The organism is Amycolatopsis sp. NPDC004079 (genome assembly GCF_040610415.1).
Classification (GTDB): Bacteria; Actinomycetota; Actinomycetes; order Mycobacteriales; family Pseudonocardiaceae; genus Amycolatopsis; species Amycolatopsis halotolerans.
In genome coordinates this window covers 127452-142933 of sequence record NZ_JBEXMH010000013.1, presented here as the reverse complement: position 1 = coordinate 142933, position 15482 = coordinate 127452, and the positions used below count along the sequence as shown (strand labels likewise).

The window sequence follows — 15482 nt, the reverse complement described above, 5'->3', positions numbered from 1 at the left end:
CGACCGACAGTCAGGGGGTGGGCGAAGTGGTGCCTCGGTCCGAGGACGAGCGGCCGACGCTGGAGGACGTCGCGGCGTTCGCCGGGGTTTCGCGGTCCACCGCGTCGCGCGCGTTGAACGACGACGCGTACGTCAGCGCGCGCTCGCGCGAGAAGGTGCTGGCCGCGGCACGGGACCTCGGGTATTCGCCGAATCAGGCCGCGCGCTCGCTCGTCACCCGGCGGACCGGCGCGATCGCGGTGGTGCTGTCGGAGCCGGAAGCCCGGCTGCTCGACGACCCGTACCGGACCGCGGTGATGCGCGCGGGCTACCGGGAACTGGCGGACGTCGGCTGCCAGATGGTGTTGCTCTTCAGCGACACCCGCGAGGATCTTGGCCGTACCGTGCGGTTTCTCGAGGGCGGGCACGTCGACGGTGTCCTCGTCTTCGCCCCGCACCGCGCCGATCCGCTGCCCCGGGCGTTGCGGTTGCTGAAGCTGCCCACGGTGTTCGGCGGGCAGGCCGCCGATCTGCGCCGGGGTGTGCACCTGGTGGATTTCGACAACGAGGGCGGCGCCCGGCGGGCGGTGACGCACCTGGTGGAATCCGGCCGCCGCCGGATCGCGACCATCGCGGGCCCACAGGACCAGGGCGCGCCGATCGACCGGCTCGCCGGCTGGCGCAAGACGCTCGTGGACGCCGGGATCGACCCCGCCGGGCTGTCCGAGGAGGCCGACTTCACCCTGGCCGGCGGCGCGAAAGCGATGGCCGCGCTGCTGGCGCGGGTGCCTGGTCTCGACGCGGTGTTCGTCGGCAGCGACATGATGGCGGTGGGCGCGCTGCGCACGCTGTCGGACGCCGGCCGCGACGTGCCCGGCGACGTCGCGGTGGTCAGCTTCGACGACAACGCCGCGCTGGCCCCGGCCATGACACCGCCGTTGACCTCGGTGCATCAGGACCCGCGTGAGCAGGTCCACGCGATGGTCTCGACGCTGATGCGGCTGCTGGACGGCGAGGACGTCGCGCCGGGCGCGCAGATCCTGCCGGTGTCGCTGGTGGTCCGCGAGTCCAGCTAACCGGGCAATTCCGGCTGGCCCGGCTTTTCCGGGACCCCTCCCAGCCTCCTCGTTTTACCTTCCCCGGCATGGGAGCGAACGAGGGGCGCGGCCGGACCGCCGCGGCGCGGGTGCGGGAGGTGGCGACGCCTGAGCTGTACCGGCGCAACCCGTTCCGGATCGTCGGGCTCACCGCGACCGCGACGCGGCGGGAGGTGCGGGAGCGGCGCCTTCGAGTCCTGGGGGTGCTCGAAGTCGGCGGCGCGGCCCCGGACGGGGTGCCAGCGGATGTGACCGTCGACGAGGTACGGGCGGCCTTCGACGCACTCGGCAACACCGAGCGTCGGCTCGTCGACGAAGTCTTCTGGACCTGGGGCCTGCCCGCTGACTGCGGGTGTCCGCTCCAGTTGCACCAGAAGCACGACAGCGCGGTGGCCGCCTACGCGGCAGCCCTTGACGCGGAAGCTGACCGCACCGACGACCATCCGACTCCATTGTGGACTGAGGCCGGTCGTTGCTGGGGAGTGGTGCTGCGGAGCGAATCGTTCTGGCGGCATCTGCGCCACCGCGTCGGGAAGCTGGGCGACCGGCGGCTGGACGAATCCACTGTGGACGGCTTGCGCCTTGCCTTGCCGGACGCGTTGCTCGCGCCGTTGATCGAAGTAGCCGCCCGGTCGGCGGAGCCACGACGGTTCACCGGGTATCTCGCGTTGTTCGCGGCTGATCGGCATGCGGCCGAGGACGCGCGTGCGGCCATCGCCGACGGGACGTATCGACGAGCCGAATCGTTGCTCAAGGATTTGCGGGGCGATCTGGACGGGAACCGGGCCGAGGCCGCCGCTTGGCGGGCCGTCGAGGAGACCCAGCCGCTGTTCGACCGGCTCGAAGAGGTCGTGCCGAGGGCGGAATTCCGGCGTACGGCGTCGCTTTCGGAGTCGATCGCGGTGGTGGCGAACAATATCGGGGTCGCACTGGCGGACGCGGGAGGCGGGACGGGACTGGTGCGGGAGGTGTTCGCGCTCGCTCGGCGGTGCAGTCGCGATCCGGAGACGTTGGAAGCCGTGGCGCGCAACGAGATCGCTGCCACGGCGTATGCGCCCAGCCGTCCTCCGGAGCGGGAACCGTCGGCGGCTCGGATCTGCGGCGCGTTGCTGCACGCGGTGGCGGCGGCGGTGTTCCTGGTTCTGAAGCTCCCGCAGGAGGCGATTTTGGCCTTCGTCTTTCCCGGCGCGGTCGCCGGTGCGTTGATGAATTGCTTTGTGGCGGCTCGGCCTTGGACGACCCCGGGGCGGTATCCGGCTCTGTTGGGGCTGGACGTGGGGGTTTATCTGGTGCTCAGTCTGGTTGAGGTGCCTCATTGGCTGGCCGTTGTCGTGGCGGCGGTGCTGGTGTTCATCGCCCCGTTCGTTCGGGTGCGGAGGGGTTTGTGATGGGGGACCGGCGTGGCGAAGAAGCGCGGCAGCGCAAGCAGCACAAGGAGTTCCGGATCGCCGAACCAGGCCTGCGCGAGGAGGAGCGCGCTCGGCTTCGCGACGCGCTGGAGCAACTCTCCGCCGTGTTGACCGATGCGTCGCCACTGTCCGAATCGGACTTGGCGGAGGCGGCGACGGCGTTGTGGCGGGCGCGGCGCAAGCTCGCCGGGGCGCAGGACCGGGTGGCGCGGCAGGCGGGCCGGTTCCTCAGCGCGAGCCAGGACGCGCTCGACGCGGCGGGGGTGGCTGTGCAGGACCACGACCGGATCCCGTTCGGCTCCGGGATGGCGCTCGAGGTGCTGCTGTTCCAGGACGAACCGGACCTGGACGTCGAGCGGGTGGTGGAGACCGTGCGGCCGTCGATTTACCTGACCGGCCGCCGGATCCAGATGGGACAGGTCATCGTCGGGCGCCCGGCCGCCCGGGGGAACGGGGAAACGGATGCGTGACACGATCGATTTCGGGATCGACCTCGGCACCACGAACAGCGCGATCGCGGTGCTGGAGGACGGTGCGGTGGCGGTGATCAAGAACAACGCGCAGATGGATTACACGCCGTCCGCGGTGTGGAGTCGCCGACGCGGCGTGATCGAAGTCGGAGCGGGGGCACGGCGTCGACTCGAAGACGATCCGGACAGTGTGCAGATCGAATTCAAGCAGGCCATGGGATTGCCGGACGCGCGGCGGGAATTCCCGAAAGCCGGGTTCAGCATGACGCCGGTGGAACTGTCCGCGGAAGTGCTGCGGTCGCTGCGCAGTTCCGTTGCTCCGCGCGAAGTGCCGGACGCGGCGGTGATCACCGTGCCCGCGGCGTTCCTGCTCAACCAGACCGAGGCGACGCAGGAAGCCGCGAAACTGGCCGGGTTCACCGGGAATTGCCCGCTGCTGCAGGAACCGACCGCGGCGGCGTTCGCGTTCGGATTCCAGAACGAAAGCAAAGGCGCGCACTGGATGGTGTTCGACTTCGGCGGCGGCACGTTCGACTCCGCGGTGGTGAGCACTGTCGAGGGGGAATTGAGCGTGCTGCACCACTCTGGCGACACTCACCTCGGCGGCCGGAACATCGACCAAGCGGTGCTGGACCGGATACTCGCGCCGGAGGCGGCACGGCAGCTCGGCCTCAGCGAATTCGCTCGGGAGAATCCGCGCTGGCGGCGGAACTTCGCCCGGCTGCGCAGCGCCGCCGAAACGGCGAAAATCCAGCTCTCCCAAGCGGAACAGACCCAGGTGATGCTCGACCTCGACCGAGGCGACGGCCAGGAGGAGATGTTCGAGTACGTCCTGCGCCGCGAGGAAGTCGATCAGGCGGCGCGACCGTTTTACCTGCGCGCGGTGCAGTTGTGCCGGTCCGCGCTGGAGTCGGCGAATCTGCGCCCGGCGGACATCGACCGGCTGCTGCTCGTCGGCGGCCCGACGCTCGCACCCGGGTTGCGCGAGCTGCTGGCGGACCCGTCAGCCGGGCTCGGCATTCCGCTCGACCACAGCCAGGACCCGAGCACCGTGGTGGCGCGCGGTGCGGCCGCCTACGCCGGAACGGTGGCGCGGCCGCGGACAGTACGCCCGGCGAGGCGTGGGGAGTACTCGCTCGAACTGTCCTACCCGGCCACCACCAGCCTGCCGACCCTGCCGGTGTCCGGCCGTTGTTCGACCGACGGCCCGGCCGAGTGGGCCCGATTCCGGATCGCGCTCAGCGCCCCGCAGCGCAGGCCGGTCTACCGGACGTCCGAGGTTTCCGTTTCCGCCGACGGCACTTTCACCGTCGACGTGGTGCTCGACGAGCTGAGCACGAACCGGTTCGAGATCGAACTGCTCGACCCGGCAGGCGCGCGCGTTCCGGTGCGGCCGGACTCGCTCACGATCACGCACCAGCTCAACGAAATGATGGGCCAGACCGTGGTCAACACGGTCGGACTGACCGAGGCAGACGGGTCGTTCACCCCGATGCTGATGAAGAACGCGCCGCTGCCAGCAGCGAAACGGCAGACGTTCTTCACGACGGCGACGCTGCGGCGCGGCAACACGTCCGCGGTGATCCGGATCCCGGTCGCGGAAGGCGAACGCCGTCGCGGCGAGCGCAACCAGCAGGTGGGCGTGATCGAGATCCACGCGCGGGACGTGCGGTTCGACCTGCCGCGCGGCAGCGAGATCGTGATGACGTTCGAGATGGACGATTCGCGGCAGGTGTCCGTGGTGGCCGAGGTTCCGTTGCTGGACAACGAGTTCGAGGCGGTCATCGACCTCAAACAGCAGCACGTGCCGGACCCGCAGACGCTGCGGCGGCTGCTGAACGAACTGGAAGCGCGCCACGAACAGGTGCGGACGGAGGTCGTAAGGACGCGTTCGGACCGGGCGCGCGGGCTGCTGCACCGGCTCGACGAACAGGGCAGCGTCGCGGCGGTCCGGGACGAGGTGCGCTCCGGCGGTGCCGACGAGGGAGCCGCGGTCGCCGCGGAACGCCGGATGCGCGACGTGCAGGCCGACCTCGACGACATCGAGGCGGAGCTGCGCGTACCCGAGGTGCTGGAACGCCTTCGGGACCAGATCGACCACTGTCGCGAGCTGGTCGACCGCGTCGGCGCGGACGAGGACCGGACCGAACTCGCCGAGATCGAACGCCGGTACGCGGCCGTCGCCGAATCGCACGACACCGAGGCGGGCGAGCGACTGTCCGATCGGGCGCTGGACCTGCAGGTTGTGCTGCTGCGCCGGGACGGTTCGCTGCACCTGGAGGTGTTCAACGCGCTGCGGGCCTCGCGCGACACCATGTCCGACCCGGCCCGCGCGCGGGAGCTGATCCGCGAGGGCGAGCACGCGGTGGCGACGTCGAACTGGCCCGCGCTGCCGGACGTCAACCGCCGGTTGCGCCGGTTGCTGCCGGACGACCGGCCGGGTCAGCCGGGCGGCGGGATTCTCCGGGGGGAGCGAGAATGAGCGGGCTTTCGCGGGCGCTGGAACGGGAACTCGTCCTCGCCGAAGGAGCCGACCTCGCCCGTCGCGGCGACTACGAGGCGGCTGTCGCGCTCCTGGAGCCGGATTCGGCTGGCGATCCCGCCCGGCTCGATCTGCTGGCTCGCGTGCACGCACAGTCAGGCGATCTCGCTGCGGCGGATGCGGCTTGGGCGGCCGTTTTGGCTTTGCAGCCGGACAATTCCGCTGCGGAGGCGGGACGTCGCGTAATCGCGAAAGTCCATTCCGGACGGTTGCGCCGGCGGCCGGTCCGCCGGTATCTGCTGACCGCCGGTGCTGTGGTGCTGGTAAGCGGCGCGATCGCGGGCGGGGTGGTGCTGACGACGCGTCAGCCGCCTACTGCTCCGGTGGTCATGGCGGCCAAGCCGGAGGACGGTCTCCGTGCTGAGCTGGATCGCCTGCACAGCGTGGAATCCCGCGATGCCACTGCTGCCGAAGAGCGACAGGAGCGCCTGAACCAGCTGGCGAAGTCCTTGACCGCGCCAGGAGCGACTACTAAGGCAGGAACCGACGCTGTCACGATCAACTTCGACCGCAGCCTGTTCAGTCCTAACGCGACAACGCCGAACGTAGCCGGGCAAACAGCGTTGACGAATTGGGCGGATGTCCTCAAAGGACATTCCGTGCGCGTAACCGTGATCGGCCACGGCGTAGCTGTCCCCGGCGGCCCGTCAAGCGGCGGCTCGACGGTCTCCTTGGCCCGCGCGTCCGCTGCGGCTCGGGTACTGGCCGGAGCGAGCGGCTTGCCACTGACCGCGTTCGCTGTCTCCAGCGCAGACCAAGGCGCGACCCCGGCCCGGACTGTCACGCTCGAAGTGCGGCCGACCGACGCATGAACGCTATGTACAACGCACCGGGCACGATCAGCCCAAGCAGCCACGAGATGTCCGCGCCACCGAGCAGCGGCGCGATCGGGCCGACGAAAATGCCTTCCACATTGGCGAACGGGATCTGCACCGCGATCCCCAGCACGTAAGCAGTCAGCGCGGGCCAAGCCCACCGGCCATAACGGCCATTCGGATCGTAAAGCGCCTCCAGGTCGTACTTCTCCTTGCGCAGCAGGTAGAAGTCGACCAGGTTGATCGAACTCCACGGCGTGAGGAAGTACAGCAGAAAGTCGAGGAAGAGCACGAAGTTCGACAGGAACTGCCCGCGGCCGAGGATGGCGATCACCGCGCCGACCACGCCGACACCCGCGATGTAGCCGATCCGCGTGGCCTGCGAAAGCGCTGCGCGGCGGCCGAAGCCGGTCAGTGCGGTCGCGACGGTCATGTAGCCGCCGTAGATGTTCAGCACGTTCACCGTGAACTTGCCGAGCGCGATGGCGAGCAGCAGCGGGATCAGCAACGCTTCGCCGCCGAGGCCGACGACGTACGCGACTTCGTGGCCCTTGAACGCCTTCCCGGCAATGGCGTACGCCATCGCGCCGAACGACATCGCCCACACCGCGCCCAGCACCGTGCCGCCGTACGTCCACCAGAACGTTGCGCGCACCGACGTCGCCGAGGGCAGGTAGCGCGAGGTGTCGGCGACGTACGGGCCGAAGGTGAGCTGCCACGACGCGGTCAGCGAGATCGCCAGCAGGAACTTCGGGAAGTCCAGGTGCGGCGCGGCGAGCACGGCACCGAGGTCGTGACCGCTGACCAGCCGGATCGTCAGGTAGAGGAAGACGACCACGGACAGTGCGGACGCGAGCCAGCCGAACCGGTGGATCAGCCGGTACCCGACGATCGCGATCAGCGCCGAGGCGAGCGCGTAGACCGCGATCGCGGCGTCTGTCGGCAGGTGCGTGATCTGGGCGACCGCCTGGCCGCCGAGCAGCGAACCGCTCGCGAAGTAGCCGAGGTACATCACCACGACGAGCACCAGCGGCAGCGCCGCGCCGTACACGCCGAACTGCGCGCGCGACTGGATCATCTGCGGGATGCCGAGCTTCGGCCCCTGCGCGGCGTGCAGCGCCATCGGAACGCCGCCGAGCGCGTTGCCGAGCACGACCGCGACGATCGCCCACAGCGGATGCACGCCGACCAGCACCGTCAGCGCGCCGGTGACCGCCGAGGTGATCTGCGTGTTCGCGGCGAACCACAGGGTGAACAGGCTGCGCGGGTGCCCGTGCCGCTCGGACTCGGGCACCGGGTCGATCGAGCGTCGCTCCAATGTGGCCGCCACGTGCCCCTCCTGCGGATCTCCGGTGAATGCGCTGGACGAACTCAACGTCAGCGCGGGCCTTCCGGCCAAGTAGCCGCCGGATGATTCTGTCTCGGATCCCAGACCCTGACTAGCTGTCAGCGCCTGGCAGCGGACTGCCAGCGGAGTGTGCGGCCGGTGCCAGCCGACGCCGCCAGTCTTCAGGGGTCACCAGCTCACAGGGGAGAACAATGCAGACTCCAGTCACCATCATCGGCGCCGGCCTCGGCGGACTGACCCTCGCCCGGGTCCTGCACCTGCGCGGGATCCCGGCCACGGTCTACGAGGCCGAGCCGTCGCCGATGTCGCGGTCCCAGGGCGGACTGCTCGACATTCACGATTACAACGGCCAGATCGCCGTCGAGGCCGCCGATCTCGTGGACGAGTTCCGCGACCTGATCCTCGAAGGCCGCCAGCAGATGCGGATCCTCGATCCCGACGGGACCGTCCTGCTCGACCATCCCGACGACGGCACCGGCGGCCGTCCCGAACTCCTGCGCGGCGAGCTGCGGCAGATGCTGCTCGACTCGCTCCCGGACGGAACCGTCCAGTGGGGCCGGAAGGTCAGCGGCGTCCGCACGGTCGCCGACGGCCACGAGGTTTCCTTCGCCGACGGCGGTTCGATCGTCGCGAAGCTGCTGGTCGGCGCGGACGGCGCGTGGTCGAAGGTGCGGCCGCTGCTGTCCGACGCGATGCCGGAGTACATGGGCCTCGCGTTCGTCGAGACCTACCTCTACGACGCCGAAACCCGGCATCCGGCAGCCGCGAAGGTCGTGGGCGGCGGCGGAATGGGTTCGCCCGGGCCGGACCGGCGCATCATGGTGCACCGCGAACGCGACGCCCTGCACACCTACGCGATGCTGAACAAGCCGCAGGAATGGTTCGACGCACTCGAGGGCCTCGACCCCCCGGCCGCTCTCGCCCGGATCGAGGCCGAATTCGACGGCTGGGCCCCGGAAATCCGCGAGCTGATCTCCGGCGGCGACACCCCGCCGATCCTGCGTCGGCACTACCGGCTGCCAGGCGTGCACCGGTGGGAGCGGACCCCGGGCGTGACGCTGATCGGCGACGCGGCACACCTGCAGGGCCCGAACGGGGAAGGCGCGAACCTGGCCATGCTCGACGGTTCCGACCTCGCGGAACTGCTTGCCGCGCATCCGGACGACGTCGAGACCGCACTGGCCCTGCACGAGGAACGGATGTTCGCGCGCAGCGAGGAGGTCGCCGCCGAGTCCGCGGAGATGGTCAAGCGGATCACCGCCGACCACGGCAAGGACACGGCGAAGGTGGTGGCGGAGGGATTCCGCCGGATGCTGGCCAAGAAGCGGGAACCCGCGGCGCGGGTCGGCTGAGGCTGGTGCGGTGCGCGCCGTTGAACGTACGTGAGGGGAACCCTGAGGGAATCTGATTCCCCATGCCAGGAACTCAAGGCTGTGATGCGGACGCGATTCCGGCGTGTTTCCCAGCTCAGCTGGCTCGATCCGGTTGAACGCACGTCGCTGTGTCCCCGCAACTCGGCAACGGAAGCCGGGTTGCGGTCCGTGAGGGGGCCCTTGAGGGAATCTGATTCCCTCAAGGGTCCCCTCACGGACTTCAAGGCATGGTCACATGGCGACGAATCGGCCATTTCGGTGCCACTTAAGTCCTTTGTGGACTGTCAGTGAGTCGGGGTCGCGCGGCTTAAGTTCCTGGCATTGACCCTGATTCCCCCAGGGGTCCCCTCGCAGCCCGCGGCCCAGCCGCTGCCGAAGCTCAGACTCCGGTGAGGCGGTGCGCTTTGAAGAACTGAAGAATCACCGGGGTGGCGTCGATCGGGGCAGGGGTGTCGGAGTCGTTGTTCGGGCGGGTGCTCGGCCAGACGTGTCCGGCCCCCTCCACCCGGTAGTGCACCAGCGAACATCCGGGCCACCACTGCTTCACCACGTCGCGCACCGGAGAAACCGAGACCGGGTAAGGGAAACACCGGTCGCGCGCGGCCCAGCCGTTCAGCCAGTCCGGAATGGACGGTAGCCCCTTCTCGGGATTGCCGGTGTACGGAATGGTGGTGTCGGCCGTGCCGTGGAAGTCGAGCAGCGCGACCTTCCGGCTCGGACGGCAGGCACCGCCCTGGGGGTAGAACGCGCCGGAAACCGGGGCGAACGCGGCGATCCGGTCGGCCATCCGGCACGCCAGCACGCCGACGAAACCGCCGCCGTTCGACTTGCCCGCCGCGTAGATCCGCGCCGGGTCCACGCACATCCGGTGCTGCAGTGAGGTGAGCAGGTCGCCAGTGAACTGGACGTCGTCGACGGGAGCCGAGTAGGGCGCGCCGGTCCACGCGGACTTGCCGTCCGTGCCCGTGACGCCCTGCGGGTACACCGCGATCACGTCCGAGCCGGAGAACCCGGACAGTTCTTCCTGGTACTCCGCCGTGCGGCCGTGCCCGTGATAGGAGAGGACGACCGGGTACTGCCGGTGCGGGTTGTAGCGCGCGGGCACGTAGATCCGGTACTCGCGATCGATGCCGCCGGACGTCAGATGCTCGACCGTCGTGGTGCCGGCGCCCACGACCGACTGCCCGCACCCGGTCGTCGGCACCGGTTCGGCCGATGCCGGCGCGGCAAGCACCCCGAGCCCGATCACCGCCGCCACTACGGCGACGCCTGCACGGAAACGTCCGGACATCCGATCCTCCTCGATCGACGGGCGAACGCGACCATAGTCACCCCGCACCGGCCCCGGACGAACCTTTCGTTCATTGAGTTAACGACTAGGCTCGAGTGGGTGACGGACGCGGAAGAGTCCTCTGCCAATCGCATCACCGGCGGCCAGTTCGACAAAGTCGTCATGGCCGGGGCGGTGCACGGCGACATCAACGTCGGCCGGTCGGGCGACAGTCCGGCGGATCTGGCCGACCCGCTCATCGCCTCGGTCCGGCTGCAACCCGGCGGAACCATGGCTGACCTGGTGCTCGACACCGATCCGCCGCAGGTCGCCGTCCCCGGCGGGACGGTCCACATCATCACCGTGGAAGCCCGGACGAACCGCGCCGTCGTCTTGCAATCCGCGCGGGTCGTGGTGGTCTCGCGGATCCCGCCGCGCCCGGCCTGCCTGCAAGTCCGGATCGGCGGCCTGCTGAAACCGCGCCCGTTCACGACCGACTTCGACGCCCCGTCGCCGCGTCTGGTCGCACAGGGCCCGGATTTCCCGTTCACCGTCAGCGCGACAGACATCGAGCAGTTCGAGATCGAACCGATCACCACCACCCACGAGGTCGCCTGGCGCCTCGAAGTGGACTGGACCTGCGCGGGCCGCCATGGCACCACCGTCATCGACAATCAGGGCGAGCCGTTCCAGACGTATCCGGTGCCCGCTCTCTTCTCGGGCCGCTCGCATTCGGTGCTGAACTCCGGCTGCGACCTGTTCCACGAACGGGGCTGCCCGGCCAGACTGCTCGACGGCGCCCCCGCTTCGCTCTGGGATCGCGCGCAGCCTCCGCCGTATCCCGTGCTGCCGCCTCTCTCGGAGGCTCCGACCTCCGTGGACCTGGATCCCGACCGGAAGGAATCGTGGCCCGAATACCGCAGGGTCGCCAATGCCATCCGGATGTCGGCCGCTGAGCCGGACTTCCGCGGCCACGAGTCGCCGGAGCACCGCGCACTGCTCATCCGAGTACTGCGCTACCTCTTCGTCTCCGGCCAAGCCCGCCCCGGTGTTGCCCTGGCTCGGCTCATTCACGCTGAATGGACCGCCGCGCTCGGCGAAGACCACCCAGACACCCTCGCCGTCGCCAACCGCCTGGCGGGTTGCCTGGTGGGCACCAACGATTACCCGGAGGCGCGCGACCTGCTGACCGACCTCCTGCCCAGGGTGAGCCGCGTCCTGGGCGAGGACGATCCGCTGGCGCTGACCGTCGCGAGCAACCTGTGCGTGGCGTACATGGGGCTGGACGAATACGAACGCGCGCGCGACCAGACGGAGGACGTCGTGGCCCGGAGCCGCCGCGCGCTCGGTCCCGATGCCTTGGGCACCCTGCGGACTACCGGCAACCTGGTCCAGATCCACCTCCGCCTCGGCAATCGCGCTGCGGCTCTTGCCGTACTGGAGGATCTGCTGCCGAGGTGCCGAGGGGCGCTGGGGGAGGACCATCCGCAGACGGTGAGTGCCGCCGCCACCTTGGCTCAAGTCCTCGCGGAGGAGGACTGAGCCGAGGTCAGGACCCTTGCCGGAGCGCGGTTTTCACTGCGGCGAGGTGGGCTGGACCTATGCCCACGGCCGCCCCGTCGCGAAGCGGCCGACCGCACCGTATTTCCAGTCCGGGTGCTGCGCGGGCAACCCGAGCGCCGGGCCGATGGCGGCGTTGGCCTCGTCTTCCCATGACGTGATCAATGCAAGCTCGGCACCGGTCCGCTCGGCGAGAGCAAGCAGCGAGATCCCGTGCGCCGGATTGAGCCAGCCCCAGCGCGCGGCCTTCCTCCGCCATCGCGAAGCCAGGCGGCGTGGTCTCAGCCGCGAAAGGGTTCAGCGGCCCGTCCACGTCGAGCAGCAGAATCGGCTTCACACTCCGACGCTACCTGGCGCCAACCCCAGCTCAAGGACGGCAAAACCCCTTGCCCGCCAACACCCGTTCCACCGAAGCCGTCACCTGCGCCGCGGACAACTCCCCGCTCTCCAGAGCCCGCTGAAGTCGATCCACCACAGCCCCCACGTCGTTGTGCCCAGACGAGAACAACGCCTGGTCAGCCCCCGCCTGCAACGACTTCAGCACCGCGTCCGGCAACGCGAACCGGTCCGTGATCGCCTTCATCCCGCCCAGATCGTCGGTGATCACCGGCCCGGTGAAGTGGAACTCGTTGCGCAGCAAGCGATACGCCTCCGGCGCGAGCGACGCGGGCTCGTCCCCGGTAAGCCCCGGGACCTCCAGGTGCCCCACCATCACCCCGACCTGCCCGTACTCCGAAATGTCGCGATATGGCACCAGATCGACCCGACGCAGCTGGTCGAGCGGCGGGGTCACGACGGTGCCGCGGTGCGAATCGCCGGATCCGTGGCCGTGGCCCGGGAAATGCTTGAGCACCGGCTGCACCCCGCCCGCGCGCAGGCCCTCGGCGAACGCCATCGCGTACTGCCGGACCTTTTCCGGGTCCGGGCTGTAAGAACGGTCGCCGATCACCGCGTCGTCGGGTTCGTCGCTCACGTCCGCGTCCGGGGCGTAGTCGACGGTCACCCCGCGTGCGCGCAGTTGCTTGCCGCGCTGCTCGCCGATCGCGCGCACCTCGTCCGGCGTCTTCGAGGCCGCCAACTGCCGGGCGCTCGGGAGCGAGCCGTCGAGGTCGTCGATGCGCTGCACGCGCCCGCCCTCCTCGTCGACCGCGACCGAAACCGGGATCTTCGCGGCTCGCTGGACGCCGGCGAGCGCGCCATTTTGCAACAGCGTGGTCTTTTTGTCGCCCACGAAGATCCCGCCGACCTGCTGCGTCCGCACGAGCTCCGCGACGCCCGCCGGATCGCCCGCGTTGACGCCCGGCACCACGAGTTGCGCCACTCGCGCCCGCGGATCCATCCCCGCCACCGCCGACGCGCACGACAGTTGCCCCGGCACAGTCTGCGAAGGCGAGGTTGACGCAGGTGGAGCGGCTTGCGGCGAACTGCCCGCGCTCGGCGCTGTGAGCGGAGTGGGCGTCGCTGTTCCAGAAACGGAACGATCCCCGGAGCACGCGGAAAGCGCACATATGAGCGTTAACCCGCTGACGGCGCCTGCGGTGATCCAGCGGGGTCGTGCGTGCGCCTTCATCATTTCCTCTGCATGTCCGGACGGGTCTCCGTGACGGTAACCGAACCCCACCGGCGGGCCCAACTTCACGCTGTGAAGAATGAGCGCGTCCCGACTAGAGATTTCGTGAAGCCGCGGTGGGCACACTGCAGGAACACGACAGGCGAGTGCTCTGCACCGGGGAGGCAGCGATGAATCAGGTCAAGGTTGCGGCATGGGCTTCGGACCCGATCACCCTCGCGGGCCTCATCGACCATTTGCGCACGCGCCGCGAGGTGCGGGTGATGCCGGGCCAGCAGCGCGGTGAAGCGGCGGTGCTCGTGTTCGCCGCGAACCGCGTCACTCGCGAGGTGAAGGCGGCGCTGCGGGCCGCGGCCTCGGAAACGCCCGCCGCCATCGTCTTCGTCGCCGGGTATGTGGACGCCGACGACCTGGCCGAGCTGGCCGCCTGGCACGTCGCCGCGGTGCTGCCGCGCGACGCGATCGGCGGGGACCAGCTGGTGCGCAGCATCGTGGCCGCCGCCTCCGGGCGCGAGACCTCGATGCGGGATCTGCTGCACCAGGCCGAGACCCTGCGCCGCGGCGGCGACCACACCAACCTGTCGCCGCGCGAGGTCGACGTGCTGCGGTTGATGGCCGAGGGCTGGGACACCGCGGAAATCGCGAACAAGCTCTGTTACTCGGAGCGGACCGTGAAGAACGTGATCTACGGCATGACGAACCGGCTCAAGCTGCGGAACCGTCCGCACGCCGTCGCCTACGCGCTGCGCGCCGGAGTGATTTAAAGGATGCTCACCACGTGCGAAAGCTGACCCGGCGCCCGGCCGTTGCCGCGCTCGCCGCCGCATTCCTGTTACTGGCGGCCGCGTGCGGTTCCGCCGCGTCCTCGGGGAAGATCACGCTCAGCGTGGCCACATTCGGCGAGTTCGGCTACGCGCCGCTCTTCGAGCAGTACCAGAAAGACCATCCGAACGTCGAGATCCGCAGCCGGGTCACCGATTTCGACACGCATTTCAAGAGCCTCGCCACGCAGCTGGCTGCCGGGCGCGGCGCGGCCGACGTCGTCGCGGTCGAGGAGCAGTACATCCCGAAGTACATCCGGGCCAAGGACAAATTCGTCAACCTGGCCGGCTTCGGCGCGGACAAGCTGAAGCAGCAATGGGCGCCGTGGAAGTGGGCGCAGGGCACCTCGGGCGATTACGTGTTCGGGCTCGGCACCGACATGGGCAGCCTCGCGATGTGCTACCGCCGGGACCTGTTCCAGCAGGCCGGATTGCCGACCGATCGCAAGGCCGTCGCCGAGCTGATGCCGGACTGGCGGGGCTACGCGAATGTCGCGGCCCGGTTCACCGAAAAGCTGCCGAAGGTGAAGTTCGCCGATTCGGCGGGCACCGTCTACACCGCGATGCTGAACCAGTCTCCGGAGAACTACTTCTCCGCCAAGGACGATTCCTACATCGCCGACCAGAACCCCAGCGTGCGCAACGCCTTCCAATTGTCCGGCGGCCTCGCGCAGGCTCACGAAACGGCTGGCGCGACGACGTACACGCAGGCTTGGAACGTCGCGATCAAACAGGGCAGCTTCGCGACCATCGCGTGTCCGGCTTGGATGCTCACGCAGATCAAGGAAGCCGGCGGAGACGCGGTCAGCGGCAAATGGGACGTCACGACAGTGCCGGGCAACAGCGGCAACCAGGGCGGTTCCTTCCTCGCCGTGCCGAAGCAGAGCGCGCACCCGAAGGAAGCCTACGATCTCGCGCAGTGGCTGACCGCGCCCGCGCAGCAGAAGCGGCTTTTCCTCTCCGACGGAATCCTGCCGAGCGAACCGGGCGTGTATCAGGATCCGCAGGTCATCGCCCACACCGATCCCTATTTCTCGAACGCGCCGGTCGGCCAGATCTACGCGGCGTCGGCGGACCGGCTGCGGCCGAATTACCGCGGCCTGCACGACGCTGACGTGCGTCCCGAATTCGGCCGCGCGCTCGGCCGGATCGAGGACGGCTCGGAGAACGTCGACCAGGCGTGGGCCGATGCGGTCCGGATGGGCCGCGACGCGATCAAGTAGCTGTC

General features: G+C 69.4%; 13 protein-coding genes. 9 read left to right on the top strand and 4 right to left on the bottom strand.

From position 1 onward, the window contains the following. Nucleotides 1-26 precede the first annotated feature (26 nt). From ABZX37_RS16640 to ABZX37_RS16620, 5 genes are all read left to right on the top strand, one after another. Nucleotides 27-1055: a LacI family DNA-binding transcriptional regulator gene (locus tag ABZX37_RS16640; protein WP_354740368.1), complete on the top strand. Its 1029-nt coding sequence runs from the start codon at nt 27-29 to the stop codon at nt 1053-1055. Between the two features lie 68 nt (nt 1056-1123). Then, complete coding sequence (locus ABZX37_RS16635) at nt 1124-2464, top strand: hypothetical protein (RefSeq protein ID WP_354740279.1); 1341 nt, start codon at nt 1124-1126, stop codon at nt 2462-2464. Then, nucleotides 2464-2955, top strand: a complete 492-nt coding sequence (locus ABZX37_RS16630) for a hypothetical protein (RefSeq protein WP_354740277.1) — start codon at nt 2464-2466, stop codon at nt 2953-2955. Before ABZX37_RS16635 ends, ABZX37_RS16630 begins: the two co-directional genes overlap by 1 nt. Then, nucleotides 2948-5437, top strand: coding sequence for an Hsp70 family protein (locus ABZX37_RS16625; protein ID WP_354740275.1), 2490 nt, complete (start codon nt 2948-2950; stop codon nt 5435-5437). The genes ABZX37_RS16630 and ABZX37_RS16625 overlap by 8 nt, the downstream gene beginning before the upstream one ends. Next, nucleotides 5434-6309, top strand: a complete 876-nt coding sequence (locus tag ABZX37_RS16620) for a hypothetical protein (RefSeq protein WP_354740273.1) — start codon at nt 5434-5436, stop codon at nt 6307-6309. The genes ABZX37_RS16625 and ABZX37_RS16620 overlap by 4 nt, the downstream gene beginning before the upstream one ends. Here the strand turns inward: ABZX37_RS16620 and ABZX37_RS16615 are convergent. After that, complete coding sequence (locus ABZX37_RS16615; RefSeq protein WP_354740271.1) at nt 6278-7642, bottom strand: cytosine permease; 1365 nt, start codon at nt 7640-7642, stop codon at nt 6278-6280. The genes ABZX37_RS16620 and ABZX37_RS16615 overlap by 32 nt on opposite strands. 209 nt (nt 7643-7851) lie before the next feature. On the opposite strand from ABZX37_RS16615, the gene ABZX37_RS16610 reads away from it, so the two are divergent. Then, complete coding sequence (locus tag ABZX37_RS16610) at nt 7852-9012, top strand: NAD(P)/FAD-dependent oxidoreductase (protein ID WP_354740269.1); 1161 nt, start codon at nt 7852-7854, stop codon at nt 9010-9012. A 400-nt stretch (nt 9013-9412) separates the two neighbouring features. Here the strand turns inward: ABZX37_RS16610 and ABZX37_RS16605 are convergent, their stop codons facing one another. Next, the gene (locus ABZX37_RS16605) at nt 9413-10324 is read right to left on the bottom strand and encodes a ferulic acid esterase (RefSeq protein WP_354740267.1); all 912 of its coding nucleotides are present in this window, start codon (nt 10322-10324) and stop codon (nt 9413-9415) included. 99 nt (nt 10325-10423) lie between these two features. Here ABZX37_RS16605 and ABZX37_RS16600 point away from each other — a divergent pair, with 99 nt between their 5' ends. Beyond that, nucleotides 10424-11845, top strand: a complete 1422-nt coding sequence (locus tag ABZX37_RS16600) for a tetratricopeptide repeat protein (RefSeq protein ID WP_354740265.1) — start codon at nt 10424-10426, stop codon at nt 11843-11845. A gap of 57 nt (nt 11846-11902) precedes the next feature. Here ABZX37_RS16600 and ABZX37_RS16595 read toward each other — a convergent pair whose 3' ends face one another. Both ABZX37_RS16595 and ABZX37_RS16590 read right to left on the bottom strand, forming a co-directional pair. Further along, nucleotides 11903-12028 (bottom strand): hypothetical protein, encoded by a 126-nt coding sequence (locus ABZX37_RS16595; RefSeq protein WP_354740263.1) that lies wholly within the window; start codon nt 12026-12028, stop codon nt 11903-11905. A gap of 202 nt (nt 12029-12230) precedes the next feature. After that, entirely contained in the window at nt 12231-13202 is a 972-nt protein-coding gene (locus tag ABZX37_RS16590) for a glycoside hydrolase family 3 N-terminal domain-containing protein (RefSeq protein ID WP_354740261.1), read from the bottom strand. A gap of 401 nt (nt 13203-13603) precedes the next feature. On the opposite strand from ABZX37_RS16590, the gene ABZX37_RS16585 reads away from it, so the two are divergent. Together ABZX37_RS16585 and ABZX37_RS16580 are read left to right on the top strand one after the other, a co-directional pair. Further along, nucleotides 13604-14197 (top strand): LuxR C-terminal-related transcriptional regulator, encoded by a 594-nt coding sequence (locus tag ABZX37_RS16585; RefSeq protein ID WP_344279903.1) that lies wholly within the window; start codon nt 13604-13606, stop codon nt 14195-14197. A gap of 14 nt (nt 14198-14211) precedes the next feature. After that, on the top strand, nt 14212-15477 hold the full coding sequence (locus ABZX37_RS16580) for an extracellular solute-binding protein (RefSeq protein ID WP_354740259.1): 1266 nt from the start codon (nt 14212-14214) through the stop codon (nt 15475-15477). Nucleotides 15478-15482: the final 5 nt, after the last annotated feature.

What these genes read in the sequence shown, in the direction of transcription:
- ABZX37_RS16620 (WP_354740273.1), top strand. Translation starts at nt 5,434, where the DNA reads ATGAGCGGGCTTTCGCGGGCGCTGGAACGGGAACTCGTCCTCGCCGAA.
- ABZX37_RS16630 (WP_354740277.1), top strand. Translation starts at nt 2,464, where the DNA reads ATGGGGGACCGGCGTGGCGAAGAAGCGCGGCAGCGCAAGCAGCACAAG.
- ABZX37_RS16625 (WP_354740275.1), top strand. Translation starts at nt 2,948, where the DNA reads ATGCGTGACACGATCGATTTCGGGATCGACCTCGGCACCACGAACAGC.
- ABZX37_RS16635 (WP_354740279.1), top strand. Translation starts at nt 1,124, where the DNA reads ATGGGAGCGAACGAGGGGCGCGGCCGGACCGCCGCGGCGCGGGTGCGG.
- ABZX37_RS16585 (WP_344279903.1), top strand. Translation starts at nt 13,604, where the DNA reads ATGAATCAGGTCAAGGTTGCGGCATGGGCTTCGGACCCGATCACCCTC.
- ABZX37_RS16605 (WP_354740267.1), bottom strand. Translation starts at nt 10,324, where the DNA reads ATGTCCGGACGTTTCCGTGCAGGCGTCGCCGTAGTGGCGGCGGTGATC.
- ABZX37_RS16610 (WP_354740269.1), top strand. Translation starts at nt 7,852, where the DNA reads ATGCAGACTCCAGTCACCATCATCGGCGCCGGCCTCGGCGGACTGACC.
- ABZX37_RS16590 (WP_354740261.1), bottom strand. Translation starts at nt 13,202, where the DNA reads ATGGATCCGCGGGCGCGAGTGGCGCAACTCGTGGTGCCGGGCGTCAAC.